This window comes from Mycolicibacter nonchromogenicus, assembly GCF_002101775.1.
Lineage (GTDB): Bacteria > Actinomycetota > Actinomycetes > Mycobacteriales > Mycobacteriaceae > Mycobacterium > Mycobacterium nonchromogenicum.
Genome location: NZ_LQPI01000040.1, coordinates 205379 through 225177, shown reverse-complemented (window position 1 = coordinate 225177; position 19799 = coordinate 205379). Strand labels below are relative to the sequence as shown.

Below are 19799 nucleotides of genomic sequence, written 5' to 3'. Positions count from 1 at the left end.
AGCCGACCTAAGAATCACCGCACGGGGTGGGTACTTTTATCTGGCCACCAGCGGGGACTTCCACTTGGCCATTGACAGCATCGTGCCTACTACTACGGCTGGAGTACCGAACAGATCGCGCTCGATCTGGACATCGCGGAACGCAGCGTGAAGATCCAGCTTCACTACGCGCTACGGACACTGCAACAGACGTTGCGAGATATGGGAACGGTGCTATGACGACGTCTCACCACGAGTACGGCATGTGGGATGCCGCCTACGTGCTGGGGTCACTCTCGGAATCCGACTATCGCGAGTTCGAGACGCACCTGGACGAATGCTCACTGTGCCAGGACGCCGTCGCTGAGCTGTCCGAGATGCCGGCTGCGCTCTCGCTGCTGGATCAAGCGGACTTCGGGCTGGACTTCAACGACGTGACGACCGCCGGCAACGCTGAGCTGAACACTCTCCGCCAGCTCAACGGCCAGGAGTCCGGTGGGGCGGTGGCGGTCCTGCAGCCACCGGAGACCGTGTTCCCGGTCTTTCGGCCCGGCAACTACGGCCCGGTCGCCGACGAGCTCACGGCGTTCGATCTGCCCGTGGAAGGCGCTATCCCGCCAGAGTTGAACGGCTGGTATCTGCGCAACGGCCCCAACCCCCGCGAGGCGGGCGGCCACTGGTGCACGGGCGAGGGCATGGTGCACGGGGTTCGGCTGGAGAACGGCCGGGCCGCCTGGTACCGCAACCGGTGGGTGCGCACCGAGAACTTCGACCAACCCCTGCCCCTGTTCAATGCCGACGGCACCCGAAACCTGCACTCCAGCGCGGCCAACACGCACGTCATCCGCCACGCCGGCAAGACCCTGGCCCTGATGGACACCGCACTGCCCTACGAACTCACCCCCGACCTGGACACCCTGGGCGCCTACGACTTCGCGGGCAAGCTGACCGACTCTATGGCGCCGCACCCCAAGATCTGTCCGGTCACCGGCGAGCTGCACTTCTTCGGTTACGGCGACCTCAGCTACCCGCACATCAACTACTACCGGGCCGATGCCGACGGCACCGTGAAAATTCGCCGCCCGATCGACGTCCCCGGCCTGACGCTGATGCACGACTTCGCGCTGACCGCGCAGCACGTGGTGTTCCTGGACCTGCCGCTGGTGTTCAATCCGCAGATCGCGCTCACCCGGCGCATCGAACGCGACCCGCCCTACCGGTGGGACGACTCCTACGGCGCCCGCCTCGGGGTGCTGCGCCGCGACGACCCCTTCGGCCCGGTTCGCTGGTTCGACATCAACCCGTGCTACGTCTTCCACGTCGCCAACGCATTCGACGTGTCGTCGGCTCAGGGTGACGCGATCGTGCTGCAGGTGGTTCGCTACCCGGAAATCTGGCGCAACAACAGTGATTTCGAAACTGAGGCCTCGCTGTGGCGCTGGACGATCGATCTGGACGCGGGCGTCGTGCGGGAGGTTCAACTCGACGACCGCGACATCGAGTTCCCCCGCGTCGATGACCGGCGGGTGGGCGCTTCGGCCCGCTACACCGTCGCCGTCGGCAAGGACGGTCTGATCCGCTACGACGTGGAGCGCGACAGCTGCGAGGTCCACCGGTTCGGCGTCAACGGCCTGGCCGGCGCACCCGACGAGGCGGTGTTCGCACCGGCGCCGGGTCAGACCGATGAATCGGCCGGCTGGTACATGAGCTACGTCTACAGCCCGGTCCGCGGGTGCAGCGAACTGGTGATCCTCAACGCGTCGGAGTTCAACGCCGAGCCCGTCGCCCGGGTGCGGCTGCCGCGGCGCGTTCCGCACGGCTTTCACGGAAGCTGGATCCCTGACTGAGGCGCGCACCCACCGGCGTGCCTCGCTGAACCCCATAGGCGCCCACGTCGTGTCATTAGGCAGGAGGTGGTCAGCTTGCCTCGCATCGGCATACCCGATCACGAAGCCGCGTTGATGAAAGCGCTCTACGACGAGCACGCCGCGGTGTTGTGGCGCTATGCGCTGCGCCTGACCGGTGACGCCAGTCGCGCCGAAGACGTGGTGCAGGAGACGCTGCTGCGTGCCTGGCAGCACCCGGAAGTCATCGGCGACACCGAGCGCTCACCACGAGCCTGGATGTGCACGGTGGCGCGCAACATGATCATCGACGAACGCCGCAGCGCCCACTTCCGCCATGTCGTGGCCACCCTCGACGAGTCCACCGAACCCGAGCAGCCCACCCGCGACGAGGTGGACACCGCCCTGGACCGGATGTTGATCGGCGACGCCATGGCTCATCTGTCGGCGGAACATCGGGCGGTCATCGAACGGTCCTATTACCGTGGCTGGAGCACGGGGCAGATCGCTCACGACTTGGGGATTGCCGAGGGAACGGTGAAATCACGCCTGCACTACGCGGTGCGGGCTCTGCGACTCGCCCTGCAGGAGATGGGGGTGACACGATGACGTGGCCACGTGACATCGGCGCGTTCGGCGGTCCGATCGACGGCGAGCATCCGTACGCCATGTGGGATGCCGCCTACGTGCTCGGTTCGCTCTCGGCGGCCGACCGCCGGGAATACGAGGGACACCTGGCCGGCTGCCCGCAGTGCCGCGAGGCCGTCGCCGAGATCAGCGGCGTGCCCGCTCTGCTGTCGCAACTCGACGCCACCAGTGTGGCCGCCATCAACGAGTCCGACACCCCGCCCCCGCCGGCCAATATGTTGCCGAGCCTGCTGACGCAGGTGCACCGGCGCCGCCGGCGTACCCGGCTGGTGACATGGACGGCCTCGGCCGCGGCAGCCGCCGTCCTGGGCATCGGAGTCCTGATCGGCATCAACTCGTCCACCACGCCCGCCCCGCATCACGACGGGGTGGCGATGGCCCAGGTCGGCACCACAGAGCTCGCCTCGACGGTTGCGATCCGAGATGAATCCTGGGGCAGCTACATCGATTTGAGCTGCGTCTGCCTCGCGCCGGTGACCGCGCATCACGACACCCTGGCGCTGGTGGTGGTCGGCCGCGACGGCAGACAGACCCGGCTGGCGACCTGGGTTGCCGAACCCGGGCACACCGCGAAGCCGGCCGGCAGCATCTCAACGCCGAAGGACCAAATCGCCTCGGTCCAAGTCGTTTCAGCCGATGACGGCGAAGTCTTGCTGGAGCACACCCTGTAGATCGCGCGCGGGCGTCGCCATCGCAGACGCCGCCCTGAACCAATCCTGCTGCCAAACCGTGTCAATGACATCGTCACGAGTTAGGTGGGCAGATGTCCAGGAGCGCATCCGTGGCCGATTTCATTGTCGCCCAACTGGCGGCCATGGGAATCGGACATATCTTCGGCGTCGACGGCGCAAACATCGAAGATCTCTATGACGCAGCGTATTTCCGTCCCGACATCACGGCGGTGCTGGCCAAGCACGAGTTCTCGGCCGCCACCATGGCCGACGGTTACAGCCGCAGCGGCGCCGGGTTGGGCGTGGTCGCCGCCACCTCGGGCGGGGGCGCCCTGAACCTGGTTGCCGGATTGGGCGAATCGTTGGCCAGCCGGGTTCCGGTGCTGGCTTTGGTGGGCCAGGCGCCGCGCAGCCTGGATGGTCGCGGCAGCTTCCAAGACACCAGCGGCCGCAACGGTTCGCTCGACGCGCAGGCGTTGTTCTCGGCGGTGTCGGTCTTCTGCGAGCGGGTGACCGATCCCGAACAGATCGTGGCCGCCCTGCCCCGGGCCATCGCCGCGGCACGCAGCGGCGGGCCCGCGGTGCTGTTGCTGCCCAAGGATGTTCAGCGGGGGTTCGTCACCGCCAGCCCCTACCGCAACGGTCACGACACCAGCGGTGGTTCTGGGGTGATCAGCGACCCGCATCCGATCGTCCACGCGCTGCGCAACGCCCGGGGACCGGTCACGATCATCGCCGGTGAACAGGTGGCCCGTGACGACGCCCGCGGCGACCTCGAGAATCTGCGGGCACTGCTGCGCGCCCGGGTGGTCTGCGTCCCCGACGCCAAAGACGTCTCGGGCACCTCGGGGTTGGGCGCGTCGTCGGCGCTGGGCGTGTCCGGCATCATGGGCCACCCGTCGGCCGCCGAGGCCGTGTCTGCCAGCGCGGTATGCCTGGTGGTGGGCACCCGGTTGTCGCTGACCGCCCGCGCCGGCCTCGAGGCGGCGCTGGGCTCCACCCGCACGGTATCGATCGGATCGGCGCCGCCCTACATCCCGTGCACGCACGTGCAGACCGCTGACCTGCAGACGTCCCTGCGGTCGATCTGCCGGGAACTCTCGGGATCCGTTCGCCCCCGGGGGCTGCGGGTACCCGAGACCGTGCCGCGCACCGAATTGACTCCGCCGCCCTATTCCGGCCCCGGGGTGCGTTATCGCGACGCGATGGCGGTGCTGGACCGCGCCCTGCCTGCTGGGACCGACATCGTCGTCGATGCGGGCAACACCGGCGCTGCGGCCATTCACTATCTGCCGCCGCGACGCGACGGCCGCTTCCTGGTCGCGCTGGGCATGGGTGGGATGGGCTACAGCTTCGGCGCCGGGATCGGGATGGCCTTCGGCCGCGGTCGGCGCACCGTGGTGATCGCCGGGGACGGTGCGTTCTTCATGCACGGCATGGAGATCCACACCGCCGTCCAGTACCAACTGCCGGTGCTGTTCGTGCTGTTGAACAACAACGCGCATGCCATGTGCGTCACCCGCGAGCAGCTGTTCTACGACGGCTTCTACAGCTACAACCGCTTCACCCCCAGCCAGCTCGGTGACGGCCTGGCGACCATGTTCCCCGGGCTCAGCGCGATCGATGTCGACGACGCCGGAACCTTCGACGCGGTGCTGGCGTCGGCATTGGACCGTGAGGGGCCCACCGTGATCAGCGTCGAGTGCTCCGCCGACGAGATGCCTCCCTTCGCGCCGTTCCTCGCCGCCAAGTCAACGAAAACCACTCACCCAGTACGTCGTAACGGCAAGGTTCCCACCCACCAGGAGGTTAAATTCGATGTCTCTGCCAGCCCTCGCTGATATCAGCGTCCACACCGGCGCACCCGGCCCCATCGACGGACTGGTCCGGGTCGAGACCAGTCCCCGCGAGGTTGCCACGCCGATCATCATGGAGATGATGCGCTCGGTCTACCCCCACGATGTGGTGTTCGGCGACTACTGCACCGTCAACGACTACATCGACTGCCCGCCAGAGGAATTGTTCGACTACCTCTCCGACACGCGATGCCTGGAAGAGTGGACCTACAGTCTGCGCGGCTTCACCCCCGTCGACGAATCCGGCCTCTGGCTCGCCTATGACCGACTGGGTTCGGAGACGAGGATCTACACCCGCACCGTCGCCAACCGGGAAGCCCTCACCGTCGACTACCACTGCGCCTGGGATCAGCCGGATCACCTGTGGATGATCTACCTGATCCGGATCGTCGATGCCCAGGTCGTGCTGAACAAGCCCGGGTCGGTGGTGCTGTGGACCAACTGCCACCACCCGTTCTATGACGACAACCCCTATCCGGAGACCGCGCCGCCCCAGCGGCCGGTGTGGGTCGGCGACTTCTGGGACATGTTCGGTGCCGGTCATCTCCTGGAACTGAAAAACCTCAAGGCAATTGCCGAGTACCGGCATCACAACGGCCTGCCGGTCACCCCGTTCTGGATGCGGTGAGGCGATCATGAACCCACCCACGGTCAGCCTGATCGACGTCTCCAGCTATCTGCCCGGCGAACCCATCCCCGCCGACTACTACAGCAGGTACGCCGAGTCGGACTCGTTGCGCGACAACCTGATGTTCCGCGCTCCCCGATTCCGCCATCACATCGACGACGACGAAACCGCGGTCGACATGGTCGAGCGGGCCGCGCAGGGCATCATCGAGCGCCACGGCCGCGACGTCATCGAGACCGTCGACATCTTGATCACCCACACCCAGTTGCCGGATATCCCGTTCTGCGGTTCCGGCGGGGGAATCGCCCACCGGCTGGGGATGCAGCCGTCCACCGTGCTGGATCTGCACAACGGCGGATGCGCCGCTTTCATCCTGGGAATCAACATGGCCCGCCAGCTGCTGGCGGCCGGCGCGGGACGCAGCGCGCTGATCGCGATCGCGCAGAATGCCGCCGGGCAGATCTTCGACCAGCCCGAGGTGCGCAGCAAGTCGCAGGCATCGGTTCCCGGTGACGGCGCCGCGGTCGGACTGCTCGCACTGTCGGAGCAGTCACCGATCCTCGACGTCGAGTGCCGCACCTATGGCCAGTACGCCGGCGACATGACCTACACCATCGACCCGCCACGCAAATGGTGGCAGCCCGGTCCCGGGGCGCCCTATATCGGCTTCACCGAGGACAAGATCACCAAGGTGCTCGCGCGCGGAAACCGGCAGGTTCCCGAGGTCGCGCTCGCGGTCTGCCACCGCAATGGCCTGTCCCCCTCCGATATCGGGCTGCTGGTCACCAATCAACCCAACCGGGTCTTTCTGCGCAATTGGCGCGAAGCACTCGAAGTGCCCGAAGAACGCCACGTCGACACCTTTGACGAGTGCGGCAACCTGTTCGGCGCCGGCATCCCGATCAATCTGGACCGCGCGATCACGCAGAACCGGGTACAGCCGGGTGAAGTGGTGGTGATGGCCGGCTTCGCACACGCCGGTGACTTCGCCGCCGCGGCGGCCATCCGGTGGGGCGGACGAGCCCGATGACCTCGGCGGCGCAAGAGCATTCAGCTGCCTCCTACCTGCGCAACGCAGTTCGGCCGGCCCTCGATCTCGGTGCGTTGTCGCTCAACGAGAACCCGCTGCCGCCGCTGCCGGCGGTGCGCACGGCGCTGATGGAGTGCATGGCGGCGGCCAACCGCTACCCGGAATTCCTGCCCACCGGACTACGCCGCCTGGTGGCCGAGCACGCACACGTGGGCGAGGAGAACGTGGCGGTCGGCTCGGGCGCATCCGGGCTGGCCATGCGTCTCTTTCAAGCGCTGACCACTCCTGGGCAGCGGGTCGTGTTGAGCGCACCCACTTTTGAGGGATTTCCCGCGTTCGCCCAGATGACCGGCCTGGCGGTGACCGACATCCCGCTCGACAGGTTCGGCCATCAGGACCTGGCCGCGATGGCCCGGGCCGCCGCGGATGCCCGGATGGTGGTGGTGTGCCGGCCCCACAACCCGACGGGGACCCTGGAGCCGGTCGCCGATGTCGAGCAGCTGATCGCCGACGTACCCGCCGACACCCTGGTGCTGCTCGACGAGGCCTACATCGAGTTCGTCGCCCCGGGCCAGCGCCTCGACGTCGCGGGTCTCATCGCACGCTTCCCGCATGTGATCGTGCTGCGGACCTTTTCCAAAGCCTATGGTCTGGCCGGGCTCCGCATCGGCTACGCACTGATGGCACCGGCGCTGGCCGAGCGGCTGTGGTCCATGCAGCTGCCCTTCGGCATCGGCGCCGGCTGCACAGTCGCGGTGGCGGCCTCCTACGCCGCCGAGGACCAGCTACAGCAGCGCATCGCCCACATCGTCGCCGAACGCAGCTATCTGCGGGCCCGGCTGCGGGCAACCGGGGTGTACACCACCGATTCCCACGCGAATTTTGTGTATCTGCCGGCCACGGGCCGGCCATGGAGCGAGATCTTCGCCGACAACGGCCTGCGCGTCCGCGGCTATCCCGATGGCGGCGTGCGCATCACGGTCGGGTCCCGCGGCTCCACCCAGATGGTGCTGTCTGCCGTCGAGCAGACACTCAATGCGCCAGCAGGTGCACCGCGCCGCCGAACACGCTAGGCAGCGCGCACGAAGCGGGAACCAGAGCCCGCCGGGCTGGTTGCCAGGCGCTGGTCAGCACCAGGCCGCGGGTGAGCAGCCGGTACCGGCGGGTGATCGAGTGCCAGGCGCGCTCGTAAGACATCGGGTTGCCGTCGACGATCGCCGCGACTGCGGCAGCCGCCTGCTTGACGGCCAGGCTGACGCCCTCGCCGGTCAGCGCGTCTTCGTAGCCGGCGGCATCGCCGACCAGCAGCACCCGCCCCGCGACACGACGCGAAACCACCTGCCGCATGGGCCCACAGCCGCGGACGGGGCCGCGTTGAGCGTCGGCGAGGTGGGCGGCCAGGGACGGAAACCAGTCGAGCTGCGGGCGATGCGGCGACAAGATGGCCACCCCCACCAGGCCCGGCTCTACCGGCGTCACGTAGGCCTCCCCCCACCGTGACCAGTGCACCTCGACGAACTCCGACCACACCGGAACCTGGTAGTGCCAGCGCAGCCCAAAGCGCCGCGGAGAGCCTGCCACACAGGAGATCCCGACACAACGGCGAACCACCGAGTGCAGCCCGTCGGCGCCGATCAGCCATCTGGCCCGTACGCCACCCGCCGTGACGCCCCCCGCGTCTTGGATCACGTCGTCCACCTTGGTCGCAATCCAGTCGACGTCGTTCTGTTTGGCCTGATCGGTCATAGCGGCATGCAACGTCGTGCGCCGCACGCCGCGTCCCGGGCCGTCGCGAAAGCTTGCCTGGGCCCGGCGCTGCTCGTCGAGATAGGCGATGCCGCGCAGCGGCATGCCGACGGGGTCCACGCCGAGCGACTTCAAGACGGCCAGTCCGCCCGGCATCAAACCCTCTCCGCAGGCCTTGTCGATCGGGCTGGTCCGGGGATCGGCAATGATCACCGAAAGCCCTTGCTGCCGAGCGCATAACGCGGTGGCGAGCCCCCCGGGCCCGCCACCGACGATAAGCAGGTCGGCATCGAAGCCGGTCACCGGTACCCCAGCGCGACGTTCTCCACCCGAAGCCTTTCCCGCAACACCGCCGCATTGGCCAGGCTGAACCACAACGCGGTCAGCCACGCGGTGTGAATCAGCGGCAGCGCGAACCCCTCGAACACCACCGCCACATAGTTGGGATGGTGGATCCACCGGTAGGGGCCGCCGTGCACCAGCGAGCGTTCCGGCAGCACGATCACCAGGGTGTTCCAGCGTCGGCCCAGCGTGCCGATGCACCACCAGCGCAGTCCCTGACTCAACATCGCGACCGCGACCATGGGCCAGCCCAGCAACGGGATGAAAGGCCGGTGCAACAGCCATACCTCGGCGACGCAGCTGAGCAGCAGCGCGAAGTGGATGCTAACCATGGCCGGATAATGCCGGTGCCCGAATTCGGTGCCGCCGTTGGCAAACGCCCATCGCGCGTTGCGCTTGGCCACCACCAACTCTGCGAGCCGTTCAATTCCCACCGCCAACACCAAGAGGTAGTACATGTCTACCACTCCATCAGCACGAGTTCGGCGGAAAATCCCGGTCCCATCGCGATCATCAGGCCCAGGGATCCCGGCGCCGGCGGAGCACCTTCGATGCCGTCAAGGATGTCCAGCACAGACACCGAGGACAGGTTCCCGTGGTCGCGCAGCGAGTTTCGGGTCGGCGTCAGGGCCTCCGGCGGCAGATGCAGCAGGTCCTCGATCGCATCGATCACCTTCGGACCGGCGGCATGCACGATCCAGGTCGAGATGTCGTCGCTGACCAGGCCGTGCTCGGCCAGAAACTCGCGGATGTTGTCGCCGAGGTACTTCTGCACGAGCCTGGTGATCTCCACCGACAAGACGATGCTGAAGCCCTCGCTGCCGATCTTCCAACCCAGGACGTCATCGGTGTCGGCGTAAGTCTGACTGCGGGTGGCCAACAACTTCGGTCCCGTCGCGGACCGCTCGGCACCGGTCGCGATGACCGCGGCGGCGCCATCACCGAATAGGCTGGAGGCAACCAGGTTTGCCACCGAGTGGTCTTGGCGCTGCATCGTCAAAGAGCACAGTTCGACGGCGATGAAGGCCGCCACATGGTCGGGGAAGGCGCGCAGATAGTCGTGGACCCGGGCCAGACCCGCTGCCCCGGCGACACAGCCCAACCCGAACAACGGGATGCGTTTGACGTCGGAGCGCAGCCCGATCCGGCTGACCAGTCGCCCCTCCAGCGAGGGAACCGCCAGACCGGTGACTGTCGTGGAGAACACGACATCGACATCGGCGGGGGCGATTCCGGCGCGTTCCAGCGCCGCCAGCAGCGCCCGCTCGCTCAGATCCAGAGCGATGTCGAGGTATTCATCGTTGGCCTCACTGAAGCCACTGAGCGTGGAGTAGCGAGACAACGGCAGGGCCAGTTGGCGGGTGGCGACGCCGCTGTGGCTGGCGAATCGCTGAAAGTCGGGACTGGCGAAGTCCGACAGGGCGGCCATCACCTCGGCTTGACCGTGTTGGTGCGAAGGGAATTCGACCGCTACCGCGGCCACGGAGGGTGTGTTGTTCATGTCGGGGTCACGGCACCGCCGCAGCCGTGGTTCAACGGCGGGGAGAGTCTGACCGAGATTGTGCGTTGACTAACAAATATTGAACGCGCGGGCCGCCGACTACGTATGTTGTCGAAAGGGGGGCCGCCGGTATCTCCGGCGGACCATTTCGGCGGAAGGTCACTACGTGCTGCACCGGATAGCCCTGCTGGCCCTCGCTGCTCCACGCCGCGTCCTGGCCCTGGCCGGGCTGGTGATGGTCGCGGCCGCGGTGTTCGGGATTCCCGTGGCGGACAATCTGTCTGCAGGCGGCTTCCAGGATCCGGGTTCGGAGTCGGCGCAGGCCACCGCGTTGCTGACCGAGAAGTTCGGCCAAAGTGATCAGCAACTGCTGATTCTGGTGAGCTCGCCCGAGGGCGCCAACAGTGAGCGGGCGCGGGCGGTCGGCACCGACATCGCCGAACAGCTGCGCCAGTCACCGCATGTCTTCAATGTCAGCTCGCCGTGGACCGATCCACCGTCGGCGGCCGCCCGACTGACCAGTACCGACGGTTCCGCCGGTCTGATCGTGGCCAACCTCAAGGGCGGCGAGAACGACGCACAGAAATATGCCCGCACGCTGGCCGACCAGCTGGCCCACGACCGCGACGGGGTCAGCGTTCGCGCCGGCGGTGGGGCGATGGTCTATGCGCAGATCAATCACCAGAATCAACATGACCTGCTGCTGATGGAGTCGATCGCGATCCCGCTGAGCTTCGCGGTGCTGGTCTGGGTTTTCGGCGGTCTGTTGGCGGCCGCGTTGCCGGTCGCGCTGGGCGGAATCGCGATCGTCGGCTCGATGGCGGTGCTGCGGCTGATCGCGCTGGGCACCGACGTGTCGATTTTCGCGATGAACCTCACCACCGCGTTGGGCTTGGCGCTGGCGATCGACTACACCCTGCTGATCATCAGCCGCTACCGCGACGAACTGGCCGAGGGTGTGGCCCCCGATCGCGCGCTGATCCGAACGATGACCACCGCGGGGCGCACCGTGCTGTTCTCGGCGATCACCGTCGCACTGTCGATGGCGGCCATGGCCTTGTTCCCGATGTACTTCCTCAAGTCGTTCGCCTACGCCGGGGTGGCGACGGTGGCGTTCGTGGCGATCGCGTCGATCGTGGTCACTCCCGCGGCGATCGCCCTGCTGGGGCCGCGGCTGGACGCACTGAACCTGCGTCGGCCGATCCGGCGGCTGCTGCGGCGGCCTGAGCCGGTCCCCAAGCCGATCGAGCAGGGATTCTGGTACCGGTCAACGAAGTTCGTCGCCCGCCATGCGTTGCCGATCGGCTTGGCGGTGGTCACGCTGCTGGTGGCGGTCGGGGTGCCGTTTCTCGGGGTCAGGTGGGGCTACCCCGACGACCGGGTGCTCCCCCGATCCGCGTCGGCGCATCAGGTGGGCGACGCGCTGCGCGAGCAGTTCGCCAATGACTCCGACCGCGCGGTGCCGATCGTGGTGCGCAACGCGCACGCCATCGCACCGCAGGAGCTGGATCGCTATGCCGCCGAGTTGTCCCAGGTGCCCGACGTGTCGTCGGTGTCGGCACCCACCGGCACCTTCGTCGCCGGCAAGCGGGTGGGTGATCCCTCGGCGGCCACCGGGATCAACGACGACGCCGTGCTGTTCACCGTCTCCGGCACCGCCCCACTGTTCTCCGATGCCTCCGAAGCTCAGCTCGATCGGCTACACCAGGTGCTGGGACCAAGTGGCCAGCGGCCACAGATGGGTGGGCTGGCGCAGATCAACCGCGACAGCGTCGCTGCCATCACCGACCGGCTGCCGCACGTGCTGGGGCTGATCGCCGCCATCACGTTCGGGTTGTTGTTCCTGCTGACCGGAAGCGTGGTGCTGCCGATCAAGGCGCTGATCCTCAACATCTTGTCGCTGGCGGCTGCATTCGGGGCGCTGGTCTGGATATTCCAGGACGGCAATCTCGGTGCGCTGGGCACGACGCCCACCGGGATGCTGGTCGCCAACGTGCCGGTGATGCTGTTCTGTGTCTCGTTCGGGCTGTCGATGGACTACGAGGTTTTCCTGGTGTCCCGGATCCGGGAGTACTGGCTGGCCTCGGGCCGCACCCGCGAGGACAACGACGAGAGTGTGGCGCAGGGGGTGGCGCACACCGCTCGGGTGATCACCGCCGCGGCCCTGATCATGTCGATCTCGTTCGCGGCGTTGATCGCCGCCCAGGTGTCGTTCATGCGCATGCTCGGGCTGGGTATGACGTTGGCGGTTCTGGCGGATGCCACGCTGATCCGGATGGTGTTGGTGCCGGCGTTCATGCACCTGATGGGCAGGTGGAACTGGTGGGCGCCCGGACCGCTGGCGCGTCTGGCGCAGCGTTTCGAGATCAGCGAGAACGGCGGTCCGAAGAACCGCCATACCGCTGTGCCGGGACCTCAGGCTCCGCAATCACACCCCTATCAGGGCACACACCGGGCAGCCCGGGACACACCCGAGGCCACGCTGATTCCCGCGCCGGACTGAGGGGCAGATATCCGGGGCATGGGATGCGTTTGCAGCGGATTGCGCCTGCGACAGCACCCGGTTAGATCGCAATGAAGCCCAGGTGTTCAGCGACCTGTCGCTGCGCAGCGTCCCGGGAAGCGAATCCCCGCTGTTCACCGGGTTCGAGCAGCGGTGGCACGACCAGCGCGGCGACCGCCAGGTGCCAGGCGTCCATCGCACGCAGTGCGTACCGACGAACGAGCTTGAGGGCGTCTTCTTCCACCTGCTCCTGCGGCGCACCCAGAACGATGACCGGCCCGGCAAGGTCGACGTCCAGCGCTGCCAGGAGTCCCTTTTCGTCGGCGCGGCCGGCGCGGGCCGCACGCACAAGAGCACCGGAAACCTCGATCCGGGTCCAGGTACCGGTCACGGTGGCAACGTCGGGATCTGCAAGCAGGGCGGTTGCCTGCTGATGACCGTCCTCGTCCGCCAGATAGGCCCGCGCCAAGACTGACGAGTCCAAGTAGGCGATCACGTCCGGTCGCGCTCGTCGGCGAGCAGACGGTCTAGCTGCGCCCCCAGGCCCCGGGTCGATGCGATGGCGCGCTGTCGGCGAGCCGTGCGTACCGGATCTGCGGTCACGGTTCGCAGGGCGCCGGATGCGGTCGCCGCCGCACGCAGCTTCGCCCGCCTGTCACCCGAGTCCGCCTCGGCTGCCGCGTCGAGAATCTCGGTGGCCACCGCGTTCAGGCTGCGGCCCTCGCGCGCGGCGCGGGCCACCAGTCGTCGGTGCAGTTCCTCGGGGACCCGCAGGAGGAGCTGTTTCACACCCTCGATGATAGCTATTTCCATCCGGTGATATCACTCTGGAATTCATGCCGAGCAGGCGCGGCTTGCACGCAGGCCCTCGGGGCGGCGTTAACCCGGCTCCATTCCACGTCCAATTTCGGTGCCCCCCTTCGGTTGGCGCCAAGTCTGGTACAGGTAGCCGAGTCCAGCTAGCCACGTGCAGACCCCGGATAGCCCCGCCTGCCGGCGACAGTGCCACATACAGCTCTGCTGGCCGTCAGGTCCCGCAGTAGGTGCGGTAGGTCCCGAATTCCGGCGGCGCGGGCTCGGCGTATGCGGCCCAGCCATCGCGCTCCCGGTAGGGCTCGGTGATCACGTCCAACAGCTTCTCCACCGGAGTCAGGTCGCCGCGCATCGCGGCCGCCAAGGCCTGCTCCACCAGGTGATTGCGCGCGATGTAGACCGGGTTGATGCGGTCCATCGCGTCGACGTCGGGCTGCAGCACCCGCCAGCGCCCCAGCCAGTCACCGAACGCCGCGGGCAGTGCCTCGGTGTCCCCGCGCCCCGCCGCGGACAGGCGCCGGAAGAACGAGGTGTAGTCCACCTGGTGCTCGGTCATGAGCGCCAACGCCTGGTCGATCAGTGCGGCAGCCTCCGCGTCGGCCGACAGCCCGAACTTCGCCAGCATCCCCGCCGACCACAGGCCGTGATAGCGCGGCATGAACCCTTCGAGGGTTTCCACGGCCACCGACAGCGCCTGCTCCTCGGTGGCGGCGAGCAACGGCAGGATGCTCTCGGCGAACCGGGCCAGGTTCCACTGCGCGACCAGCGGCTGGTTGCCGTAGGCGTAACGGCCGGCGTGGTCGATGGAGCTGAACACCGTCGCCGGGTCGTAGGCCTCCATGAATGCGCACGGCCCGTAGTCGATGGTCTCCCCGGAGATGGTCATGTTGTCGGTGTTCATCACGCCGTGCACGAATCCGACCAGCATCCACTGTGCGATCAGCGACGCCTGGGCTTCCACGACAGCCTGAAACAGTGCGAGGTAAGGGTTTTCGGTGTGCGCGGCATCGGGGTAGTGCCGGGCGATCGCGTAATCGGCCAGCCGGCGCAGCAGCCCCAGGTCGCCGGTGGCGCGGGCCTGCTGGGCGACCAGCTGGAAGCTGCCGACCCGCAGGTGGCTGGCGGCGACGCGGGTCAGTACCGCCCCGGGTACCGGTGTCTCCCGTTGCACCGGCGCTCCGGTGGCCACCACCGCCAGCGACCGGGTGGTGGGGATCCCCAGCGCGTGCATCGCTTCGCTGATGACGTATTCGCGCAGCATCGGACCGACCACGGCTAACCCGTCGCCGCCACGGGCGAACGGAGTCGGCCCGGAGCCCTTGAGGTGGATGTCGCGGCGGTGCTGGCCGTCGAGTTCACCGAGCAGCAGGGCGCGACCGTCACCGAGCAGTGGCACGTAATTGCCGAACTGGTGCCCGGCATAGGCCTGGGCCACCGGGGTGGCGCCGTCGGGAACATCGGTACCGGTCAGCAGTTTGAGGCCCTCGGCGCTTTTCAGCCAGGACGGATCCAACCCCAGTTCAGCGGCCAACTTCTCGTTGAGCACCAGCAACTTCGGTTCCGGGGGTATGGCGGCCTGCCAGGGCTGGGCGAGCTCGGGGAACTCGCGAGCAAAGTCGGCGGTCAGTGTCGGAGACGCCATCTGGCCAGCCTACGCAACCCCGTCATCATCGACCGGGATCATGGCGCGCCTTGGCAATCACTCCCGCCTCGCCCCCGCCTGTGCTTGAGGTCCGTACGGACTGTCAGCCCCCGCATCTACGGTGCAGCCATGCCCGAACCCCCGCTACGGCCGGTGCCGGTGCCCACCCCGCGGCCGCCACGCACCGACATCGTCTTCGCGCAGCACCAGCCCCTCACATCGGTTGCCATTGCGTTCGCCGGCAAGACCGGGCCGATCTTTCGTTTCCACCGCCTGCTCCACGACAGCCGACTGGTCCGGTCACGTCACCGCCGACTCCCTCGAAGTGGCCGTGCTGGACGTGATCAGGCAGATTCACGTCGAAAATCCGACCATGGGCAGGACACGCTTCTTAGTGAACCTGACTGCATCCAACATGCTTTGGCGCCATGCTCCGGAGATCAGCGTGCTCCTGCCGGGCGTGACGGTGGAGATGCCCAGACATGCCGATCTGCCTCTGATGCGCGCAGCCAAGGCCGCATTGGCAGCCGAAGCGCCGCCGCCTAGCCCCACCAGCCTGCCGATCAGGTCCGATTCCATCGATCTGGGTGGCTACCGATGGCTCGGTCCGCGGCGAGTTCACAGGTTATGGCTGGCTGGCGTCCACCGGCGAATACGGGATGTGCGGATTCCGCCATTCCACGAGGCAGATCGGCCGCAAGGTCGTCCTTATTGCTGAACTGCGCGCAGTGCATGCAGCGGTCAGCAAACTGCGCAGACGACATCTCACGGTGCTCAGCGACAGCTGCCAGGCCATCGCGATGCTCCAGCGCTGGACGGCCGGTTCCCCCATCCTGCCTGCCGAGTACACCACGCAACGCGCGGACGGCCGCACAGCGGGCCTGGTACTGGCCCAGCGGAGGATTCACACGCAACGCAACCGGCTCAGCTTTTCCTGGGTGAAGTCGCATCAGGGCCACCCCCTCAACGAGGGGGCCGATGCTCTCGCCCGCCTCGCCAGCCGATATGCCGCCGGTGCACAGGATTTGACCGCCGCGGAGTACCGTCGACGAGCTGCTGGACTCGCGACGGCATTCGCCGAGGAGTTCCGGCGCACGCAGCGCGCAGGGGTGGAACTACCCTTGCCACGGTGACGGAAGGGCACCGCGGGGAGACGCTGAAGACGGCGGCGTGGCGGATCGGGACCGCCGTCGTCGTCATCGCGATATTCGTCGGCCTCTACCAGGTGAATCGCACCCACCCGATGCACTCACACATGCCCGTCCCAATCGCGCACGCCATCGGGCCCGGCATCGGCATCAACGTCTCCCCCGGCGGCGATCACGCGGGTATCAGTTGCACCACCGGATTCCTGGTGCGCACCCACGACGGCCAGCCCGGCCTGCTGGTGGCCGGGCACTGCAACCCGGGAGGCGGGCCCGGTCAGGTGGTGATCCGTTACGGCGGCGCCTACGCGTATCGCACCATCGGTACGTTCACCGAGACCGTCAGCGACGGCAGTGACTGGGACGACTATGACATCGGGCTGATCACCCTCGACGACCCGGGGAAGATTCCCCTGACGTCGGTCGTCGATGGGCACCCGGTGGTCGGGGTGGCCGAACATGTCTTGGAGGGCGATGTGTTGTGTCACTACGGGATCCGCAGCGGCAAGCCGTTGTGCGGCCCGGTGGTGGCCAGCGAAACCAACAAGGTCCGGTTTGAAGCCGGCGGTACCTGCGGCGACTCCGGCGGGCCGGTGTACCGGGTGCGCGATGACGGCGCCGCCGAGGCGGTGGGCATCTATGTTGCGGTATCCGACGGCACCTATTCCGAGCCGAAGTGCGAAGACCCGCATCCCTTTTCGATTGCCCAGACCATCACACCGTGGCTGTCGGCGTGGGAGCTGACGCTGGACACCACCACCGGCCGCTGACACGGCCCCGAGGGTGCTGGTGGCAGCAGATGCCGACCTCGGGCGGGCAACCGGAACCCCGAACCGCCAGCCTCCTGCGAGCGATGCTGGCTACACTTTCACCGAGGACTGGGCGTCGGCGCAGTGATCGCCGAACGCACCTGCTAGCCGGTTGCCACCGCGGCGCGAATCTGCCGCAACAGATAGTTCGTCGCGACGATATGCATCCGGGTCCCGATCACCAGAGCGCGGTAGACACTGCCGTGAAGGCCGGGAAAAGCCGCATAGCTGTGCGCGTGCACCCGTGTGGCACCCGCCCGCTCGTCGGTGAGCTCGAACACCAACCGGTAGCGCGAGAAGCGATGCTGACCGGCTAGGACGATCCGTTGCGGTTCAACACTTTCAGCCACCGCGAAACCGGCACGGGGACGTAGGCCGAGCGGCACGAGAAGCGGATTGCGTTCGTTGGCGCGCAACATGGCATCGACATAGCGCTGCAGGGCCTTCCACACCCGGTCGCGCGGGGCGTCGACCCGCAGCGTGTGCTCGTCGATGTAGGGCAGGTCGACCGTCATGACAATCACCTCGTCTGGTTGGGGACGGCGCGGCGGAAGCCGTCGCTCACCGTTTCTGCTCATGTCATGTAGACGATTGCGCGCGGGCAAGTGTGACACCAGCGAACTGTCACATTCACCGACCACCTTCCGTCCTAGCAGAGGTACACCCACGACAGGAAGGACAAAACGATGAACATCGCACTGTGGACGGCTCAATTCGCTCTGGCCGCCATATTCGCCGCCTCCGGTGGCGCCAAACTCACCATGGCGCGCCAGCGTCTGCTGGACACCGGCCAGACCGGGGTGGCGATGTTTCCCATGCCGGTGGTGCGCTTCACCGCGGCGATGGAACTGCTGGCGGCCCTCGGACTCGTCGCGCCGGGACTCACCGGGATCGGGCAGGTGCTGACGCCGCTGGCCGCCGCAGGTCTGTGCGTGGTCATGATCGGGGCGGCGTGGGCGCACTCCCGCCTGCAGGAGCCCAAGAGCGTGGCCTTGAACGCCGTGCTGTTCGCGGTGGCGGCATTCGTGGTGGTTGGTCGGCTGCTCTGATCAACCCCGGTGCGCTAGAACGTGTCGACGAAACGCCGGGGCGGCAGGTCGCGTCCGTATTCGGCGCACGCCGCCAACGTTGCGAGAATCAGACCGCGCGTCTCGGCGGGGTCGATGACGTCGTCGATTTCGAACAGCGTTGCGGCGTTGAGCGCCTTGGCGTTCTCCTGCGCGGCGGCGGTGGCCTGCCGGACGCGTTCCTCCCGCTCGTCGGGATCGGCGATGGCGTCCAGCTCCTTGCGCAGTCCCAACCGGACCGCACCTTCGAGCCCCATCGGGCCCAGATGCGCGCTCGGCCAGGCCACGGTCAGCACCGGCTCATGCAGGCTGCCGCCCATCATGGCCTGGGCACCCAAGCCGTAGCCGCGCCGCAGGATCACCGCGATCAGCGGCACTCGCAGCGCCGCGCCCGCTACCAGCAGCCGAGAAGCCCGCCGTACCAGTGCTTCTGCCTCTGCAGCAGGGCCGACCATGTAGCCGGGGCAGTCGACCAGCGACACGATGGGCAGCCCGAAGGCATCGCAGAGCTGCAGGAAGCGCGCGGCCTTGTCGGAGGCGGCGGCGGTGATGGCTCCGGCCATCACCATGGTGTTGTTGCCGATGATCCCCACCGGGCGGCCGTCGATACGAGCCAGCGCGGTGACCATCTCGGGCGCGAACCGCTCCCGCAGGAACGTCACCGAATCAACGTCGGCGAGGGTCTCGATGATCGGCTTGAGCGGATAGGCGCGCCGCGCACGCTCAGGGATCATGGTGCGCAGCGCGTCCTGGTCTGCCGCAGAGCCGGGCGTGGTGGCGCCTTGGAAGTAGCCGAGAACGCGTTTGGTCACCGCGACGGCCTCGGCCTCGTCGGCCACTACGACGTCGACGACGCCGTTGGGTGCCTGCACCGACAGCGGCCCCACGTCATCGGGTGCGACGTCGCCCAATCCGCCGCCGGCGATCATCGCCGGGCCCGCCATGCCGATCGAGGTGTCCGCGGTCGCGATGATCAGATCCGAGACGCCCGCGATCACCGCGTTGCCGGCAAAGCAGCGGCCCTTGACCACCGCGATACGCGGCACCAGCCCGGACAGCTTGGCCCACAACGCGAATGCCGGAACGTCAAGGGACGACACAGTCGGATAGTCGGTGTCACCGGGCCGGCCGCCGCCGCCTTCGGCGAAGAAGACGGTTGGCAGGCGCATCCGTTCGATCAGCTCGAAGAGGCGGTCCTTTTTGAAGTGGCCGATCGCACCTTGGGTGCCGGCCAACACGGTGTAGTCGTAGGACAGCACCGCGCAGGCGCCGCGTTCGGGCCCGAACAGCGCTCCGTTGATCGTGGCGGTTCCCGCCAGCAGGCCGTCGCCGGGCGTGTTGGCGATGAGGTCGTCGATGTCGCGGCGGGCGCGTTGGGCCGCGATCGCGAACCGCCCGTATTCCACGAAGGTCCCGGGATCGACCAGGTCGGCGATGTTCTCGCGGGCCGTGCGGCCCCCGGCGTCGTGCCGGCGTTGCACCGTGTGCGGGCGGGCCGCGTCCTCGGTCAGCGCGCGTCGGCGCAGCAGCTCAAGGTGATCGTCACGCAGCGGAGCGTCGGGCATGTGGTTTTCC

At 67.5% G+C, this 19799-nt stretch carries 20 protein-coding genes; 12 read left to right on the top strand and 8 right to left on the bottom strand.

Translation table 11 applies throughout. The features are described 5' to 3' along the window. Positions 1-114: 114 nt before the first annotated feature. The 8 genes from AWC18_RS21080 (at position 115) to AWC18_RS10520 (ending at position 7729) form a co-directional block, all read left to right on the top strand. Entirely contained in the window at positions 115-219 is a 105-nt protein-coding gene (locus AWC18_RS21080; RefSeq protein WP_420093325.1) for a hypothetical protein, read from the top strand. Next, positions 216-1826: a carotenoid oxygenase family protein gene (locus AWC18_RS10550; RefSeq protein WP_234806488.1), complete on the top strand. Its 1611-nt coding sequence runs from the start codon at positions 216-218 to the stop codon at positions 1824-1826. The genes AWC18_RS21080 and AWC18_RS10550 overlap by 4 nt, the downstream gene beginning before the upstream one ends. Positions 1827-1940: 114 nt before the next feature. After that, complete coding sequence (locus AWC18_RS10545; RefSeq protein ID WP_234806493.1) at positions 1941-2432, top strand: sigma-70 family RNA polymerase sigma factor; 492 nt, start codon at positions 1941-1943, stop codon at positions 2430-2432. Further along, on the top strand, positions 2429-3142 hold the full coding sequence (locus tag AWC18_RS10540; RefSeq protein ID WP_085138664.1) for an anti-sigma factor family protein: 714 nt from the start codon (positions 2429-2431) through the stop codon (positions 3140-3142). The genes AWC18_RS10545 and AWC18_RS10540 overlap by 4 nt, the downstream gene beginning before the upstream one ends. 92 nt (positions 3143-3234) lie before the next feature. Beyond that, the gene (locus AWC18_RS10535; protein ID WP_085138663.1) at positions 3235-4983 is read left to right on the top strand and encodes a thiamine pyrophosphate-binding protein; all 1749 of its coding nucleotides are present in this window, start codon (positions 3235-3237) and stop codon (positions 4981-4983) included. Then, positions 4961-5626, top strand: coding sequence for a DUF8713 domain-containing protein (locus tag AWC18_RS10530; RefSeq protein ID WP_085138662.1), 666 nt, complete (start codon positions 4961-4963; stop codon positions 5624-5626). The genes AWC18_RS10535 and AWC18_RS10530 overlap by 23 nt, the downstream gene beginning before the upstream one ends. Before the next feature lie 7 nt (positions 5627-5633). Next, complete coding sequence (locus tag AWC18_RS10525; protein WP_085138661.1) at positions 5634-6656, top strand: 3-oxoacyl-ACP synthase III family protein; 1023 nt, start codon at positions 5634-5636, stop codon at positions 6654-6656. Next, on the top strand, positions 6653-7729 hold the full coding sequence (locus tag AWC18_RS10520; RefSeq protein WP_085138660.1) for a pyridoxal phosphate-dependent aminotransferase: 1077 nt from the start codon (positions 6653-6655) through the stop codon (positions 7727-7729). The genes AWC18_RS10525 and AWC18_RS10520 overlap by 4 nt, the downstream gene beginning before the upstream one ends. Here the strand turns inward: AWC18_RS10520 and AWC18_RS10515 are convergent. The 3 genes from AWC18_RS10515 to AWC18_RS10505 are packed head-to-tail and all read right to left on the bottom strand — an operon-like array spanning position 7689 to position 10245. Next, positions 7689-8705 (bottom strand): NAD(P)/FAD-dependent oxidoreductase, encoded by a 1017-nt coding sequence (locus AWC18_RS10515; protein WP_085138659.1) that lies wholly within the window; start codon positions 8703-8705, stop codon positions 7689-7691. The genes AWC18_RS10520 and AWC18_RS10515 overlap by 41 nt on opposite strands. Continuing rightward, positions 8702-9202: an isoprenylcysteine carboxyl methyltransferase family protein gene (locus tag AWC18_RS10510; protein WP_085138658.1), complete on the bottom strand. Its 501-nt coding sequence runs from the start codon at positions 9200-9202 to the stop codon at positions 8702-8704. The genes AWC18_RS10515 and AWC18_RS10510 overlap by 4 nt, the downstream gene beginning before the upstream one ends. A gap of 2 nt (positions 9203-9204) precedes the next feature. Further along, the gene (locus AWC18_RS10505) at positions 9205-10245 is read right to left on the bottom strand and encodes a type III polyketide synthase (RefSeq protein WP_085138657.1); all 1041 of its coding nucleotides are present in this window, start codon (positions 10243-10245) and stop codon (positions 9205-9207) included. 166 nt (positions 10246-10411) lie between these two features. Between AWC18_RS10505 and AWC18_RS10500 the strand changes: the two genes are divergently transcribed. Continuing rightward, positions 10412-12748 carry an MMPL family transporter gene (locus tag AWC18_RS10500; protein ID WP_085138656.1) on the top strand — a complete coding sequence of 779 codons (2337 nt, stop codon included), beginning with the start codon at positions 10412-10414 and terminating at the stop codon, positions 12746-12748. A 61-nt stretch (positions 12749-12809) separates the two neighbouring features. On the opposite strand, the gene AWC18_RS10495 is transcribed toward AWC18_RS10500, so the two are convergent. The 3 genes from AWC18_RS10495 to AWC18_RS10485 form a co-directional block, all read right to left on the bottom strand. Next, a complete protein-coding gene (locus tag AWC18_RS10495; RefSeq protein WP_165757991.1) occupies positions 12810-13244 on the bottom strand; it encodes a type II toxin-antitoxin system VapC family toxin in 435 nt (144 codons plus the stop codon). Next, a complete protein-coding gene (locus tag AWC18_RS10490) occupies positions 13241-13537 on the bottom strand; it encodes a FitA-like ribbon-helix-helix domain-containing protein (protein WP_208858346.1) in 297 nt (98 codons plus the stop codon). Before AWC18_RS10490 ends, AWC18_RS10495 begins: the two co-directional genes overlap by 4 nt. A gap of 238 nt (positions 13538-13775) precedes the next feature. Next, complete coding sequence (locus tag AWC18_RS10485; protein WP_085138653.1) at positions 13776-15203, bottom strand: protein adenylyltransferase SelO; 1428 nt, start codon at positions 15201-15203, stop codon at positions 13776-13778. A gap of 587 nt (positions 15204-15790) precedes the next feature. Between AWC18_RS10485 and AWC18_RS21990 the strand changes: the two genes are divergently transcribed. Further along, positions 15791-16336, top strand: a complete 546-nt coding sequence (locus AWC18_RS21990) for a ribonuclease HI (RefSeq protein ID WP_234806487.1) — start codon at positions 15791-15793, stop codon at positions 16334-16336. Beyond that, positions 16333-17118 carry a chymotrypsin family serine protease gene (locus AWC18_RS21650; RefSeq protein WP_234806486.1) on the top strand — a complete coding sequence of 262 codons (786 nt, stop codon included), beginning with the start codon at positions 16333-16335 and terminating at the stop codon, positions 17116-17118. Before AWC18_RS21990 ends, AWC18_RS21650 begins: the two co-directional genes overlap by 4 nt. A gap of 143 nt (positions 17119-17261) precedes the next feature. On the opposite strand, the gene AWC18_RS10470 is transcribed toward AWC18_RS21650, so the two are convergent. Continuing rightward, positions 17262-17672: a hypothetical protein gene (locus tag AWC18_RS10470; RefSeq protein ID WP_085138652.1), complete on the bottom strand. Its 411-nt coding sequence runs from the start codon at positions 17670-17672 to the stop codon at positions 17262-17264. Positions 17673-17843: 171 nt separating this feature from the next. Between AWC18_RS10470 and AWC18_RS10465 the strand changes: the two genes are divergently transcribed. After that, on the top strand, positions 17844-18206 hold the full coding sequence (locus AWC18_RS10465) for a DoxX family protein (protein ID WP_064999070.1): 363 nt from the start codon (positions 17844-17846) through the stop codon (positions 18204-18206). 14 nt (positions 18207-18220) lie between these two features. Here AWC18_RS10465 and AWC18_RS10460 read toward each other — a convergent pair whose 3' ends face one another. Beyond that, positions 18221-19789: an acyl-CoA carboxylase subunit beta gene (locus AWC18_RS10460; protein ID WP_085138651.1), complete on the bottom strand. Its 1569-nt coding sequence runs from the start codon at positions 19787-19789 to the stop codon at positions 18221-18223. Positions 19790-19799: the final 10 nt, after the last annotated feature.